This window comes from Microcystis sp. M079S1 (assembly GCF_020246425.1).
In the GTDB taxonomy this organism is placed as follows: Bacteria; Cyanobacteriota; Cyanobacteriia; order Cyanobacteriales; family Microcystaceae; genus Microcystis; species Microcystis aeruginosa.
Window position 1 is genome coordinate 1 of the sequence record NZ_JADBSZ010000023.1, and the last position, 2,796, is coordinate 2,796.

3 protein-coding genes are annotated in these 2,796 nt (G+C 45.1%); 2 read left to right on the plus strand and 1 reads right to left on the minus strand.

Annotated features, from left to right (window positions below; translation table 11 throughout):
- A partial coding sequence (locus IM456_RS01420; RefSeq protein ID WP_287712727.1) for an RNA-guided endonuclease InsQ/TnpB family protein occupies positions 1 to 475 on the minus strand: 475 nt, incomplete at its 3' end.
- A 172-nt stretch (positions 476 to 647) separates the two neighbouring features.
- Here IM456_RS01420 and IM456_RS01425 point away from each other — a divergent pair.
- Together IM456_RS01425 and IM456_RS01430 are read left to right on the plus strand one after the other, a co-directional pair.
- Positions 648 to 1,187: a DUF3038 domain-containing protein gene (locus IM456_RS01425; protein WP_287693053.1), complete on the plus strand. Its 540-nt coding sequence runs from the start codon at positions 648 to 650 to the stop codon at positions 1,185 to 1,187.
- 129 nt (positions 1,188 to 1,316) lie between these two features.
- Positions 1,317 to 2,654, plus strand: coding sequence for a DUF4335 domain-containing protein (locus IM456_RS01430; protein WP_287693052.1), 1,338 nt, complete (start codon positions 1,317 to 1,319; stop codon positions 2,652 to 2,654).
- Positions 2,655 to 2,796 lie beyond the last annotated feature (142 nt).

Below are 2,796 nucleotides of genomic sequence, written 5' to 3' on the forward strand. Positions count from 1 at the left end.
GTCCAGATGGATGTAATCTGACTGTTACTGTGCTTGGTTCACAGCTTTCTGGTATTTGTCTTGACCATCGAATAGGTAAGGGTTCTGTGCATTTAGATAAATAGATTTGTTTGTCTTTAAATTTAAAAGCAGATTTGGTAAATTCGGCACTTCCTCCTTGATGTTTTTTCTTAAAGTTAGGATACTTAGTACGACCAGCAAAGAAGTTAGTAAAAGCTGTTTGTAGGTGTCTTAAACCTTGTTGTAAAGGAACACAGCTAACCCCATTCAAAAACTCTAATTCTTCTTGTTTTTTCCACTCAGTCAACATCGAAGAAGTTTCAGTATATCCTACTCTTTCTTGTCTTTCGTACCATGCTTGTGTTCTGAGATGGAGAGCTTTATTGTAAACTAATCTTACACAGCCCAAGGTGCGCCGCAATAGCGACTCTTGTTCTGCTGTGGGGTAAAATCGAAACGAATAGGCTTTCTCCATATCTCACATTCTAGCATATATCGTGTAAATGCGCTACTATTTCATAGTAAAGCCGTCCTTTGAGAACGGGGTTTCAGAGCCAAAATTGGCGATGACACTTGAGAACCAGTGATTTTTTCTCCTAAACCCAAGTTTTTCTGCTGGCAATTCCTTATTATCTATGTCCTTGACTATGCCTCAGTCTGCCGAGTCCTCCACGGGTGAGGATTTACCCCTAGCTATCTCACCCAGTAACGAGCAGTTAGAGAATATTAATAGCTATTTAAACCTGATTTTGGTTGCTTTAGTCTCTCTAGCTAATTTAGACTCCGAGTCTATCACCCAAGCAGCCCAAGAATTAGCCTTAGATCTGGATACAAGCGATCTCCTAGTTGCCCACTACTGGCAACCCCAGTCAAACCTCTCCCTAGCGGACATCCGTTCTCTAGTTCTCCTCCTCTGTCATCTAGCCCAAAAAAAGCAAGAGTTAATCCGTCGCGCCGTAATTCTCTTGGAACAAGTGGGAACTCAAGGACAAGAACCGGTCAAAACCACGCTTTTGGGCAATTATATTGATAATTTTCGCTTAAAATACCCAGAAATATCGGAAAATAATCTCAGTGATTCTAGCCTAATTTCCCTAGCCTGGAAATTATTAATCGATTTATTGTTCTACAGCAGCCCCCGCAGTCATCTCCTTCTCTGGCACACCCTTTTGGCAAGTCAAAAATAAAAAGCCTATCAGGAGTCAGTATTCAGGAGTCAGTATTCAGGAGTCAGTATTCAGGCGATTATTTTTTATTTATTCTTCCCAGTTCATAATTCATAATTCATAATTCATAATTCCCACCGATAACTAAAAATGAGTAATCTAATTCGCAAATATACACCCCCCACCTGTACCCTAGAAATTTGGGGAAATAGTTCGCCTCTAGCGGTTTGGCTAGGTAAAAATGTCTTAAACGATGCCCACTTTCAATTGCGTTTTGATGATCCTAGATTGAGTGAGGAAAAACAGGTGACGATCAAAGGCGATCGCACACAATTACAACTCCTAGGGGAAATTGTCGCTAATTATGTGCAGAATTTACTCTCTAGTCCCGTTTCTACCCTCTCTTTCGTGGCTAGTGGTTCCCCCGAAAGCCATCTCCCCTCCTTGCCTTCTCTCCGTTGTCAGGGACTTCTGCAGCATCAATTATTTTTAGGTTCCCTGCTAACCGATCAGGATAAACAGGAGATCGAATTAACCACATCGCAATTATTCGATCTAGCCAATGCTTTAGGGGAATATAACCATGAAAGCCCCCTAATACACCCATTAATTCGCCAGAAAACTCGAAAAAATGCCCTGATGTGGACGGGATTAATCGCCTCAGCCCTAATAACTATCGGGGGAATAGCGATCGCATTTTATCAACAGCAAGAATTGGCCAACAATGATTTAACCACTGATCCCAATAGTGCCAAGATTCCCCAACCCTTGCCAACGCTGCCTTTACCCCCCACGGGAACGGCCGCCCCAAACCCGCAGTTACCGGCAAATTTGGGCAATAAAACCCCTTTACCGCCACCGCCACCCGTGGGAACCGTTCCAGCCCCAGTTCGTCCCTCTAGCGTCCCTCTAGTGATTCCGCCGCCCACTTTACCGCCGCCACCAGTCACAGGTTCGCGTCCCGGCGGCACGGCGATCATAATTGAACCGAATAATCAGAACATCCCGATTACTGCCCCCCCCGTCACCAGCACTCAGGGTACAAATGCACTGGTAAATGTTCCCCCCACCACGATGAATCCGAGTCCAGCACCGCCAAAATTGCCCAATTTACCGCCTATAAGCCCTATTAACCCCGACAATGCCAATTTAGACCCCAAACCGCCCACAAGCACCGCTAAAGCCCCAGAGACGAACTTACTAGATACAATTCCCCAAGTGGCAGAAACCAGAGAATATTTTCAATCCCGTTGGCAACCGCCGGAAAGTCTCAAGCATACTCTAGAGTACCGTTTGGTCTTAAATCAGGATGGTTCCCTAAAACAGATTATTCCCCTGGGACAGGCGGCGAAAATCTATCTCGATCGCACTAATATGCCCCTGCTCAATCAACCTTTTGTTTCTCCCCTCGATGTACCCGGTAATCCCCAATTGCGTCTGGTGCTTGGTTCCGATGGTACGGTGCGGACTTTTATGGAACAGCAATAAGCTGTAAGGGACTTGCGCTTTGATAATGTACCTTTTGGGCGAACGCAGTTCGCCCCTACATTGTGGACAAAATCCGTTACTGTAGGGGCGCAAAGCTTGCGCCCTCCGATCGATTGGGATATTATTCCCACGCAAGTCCCTA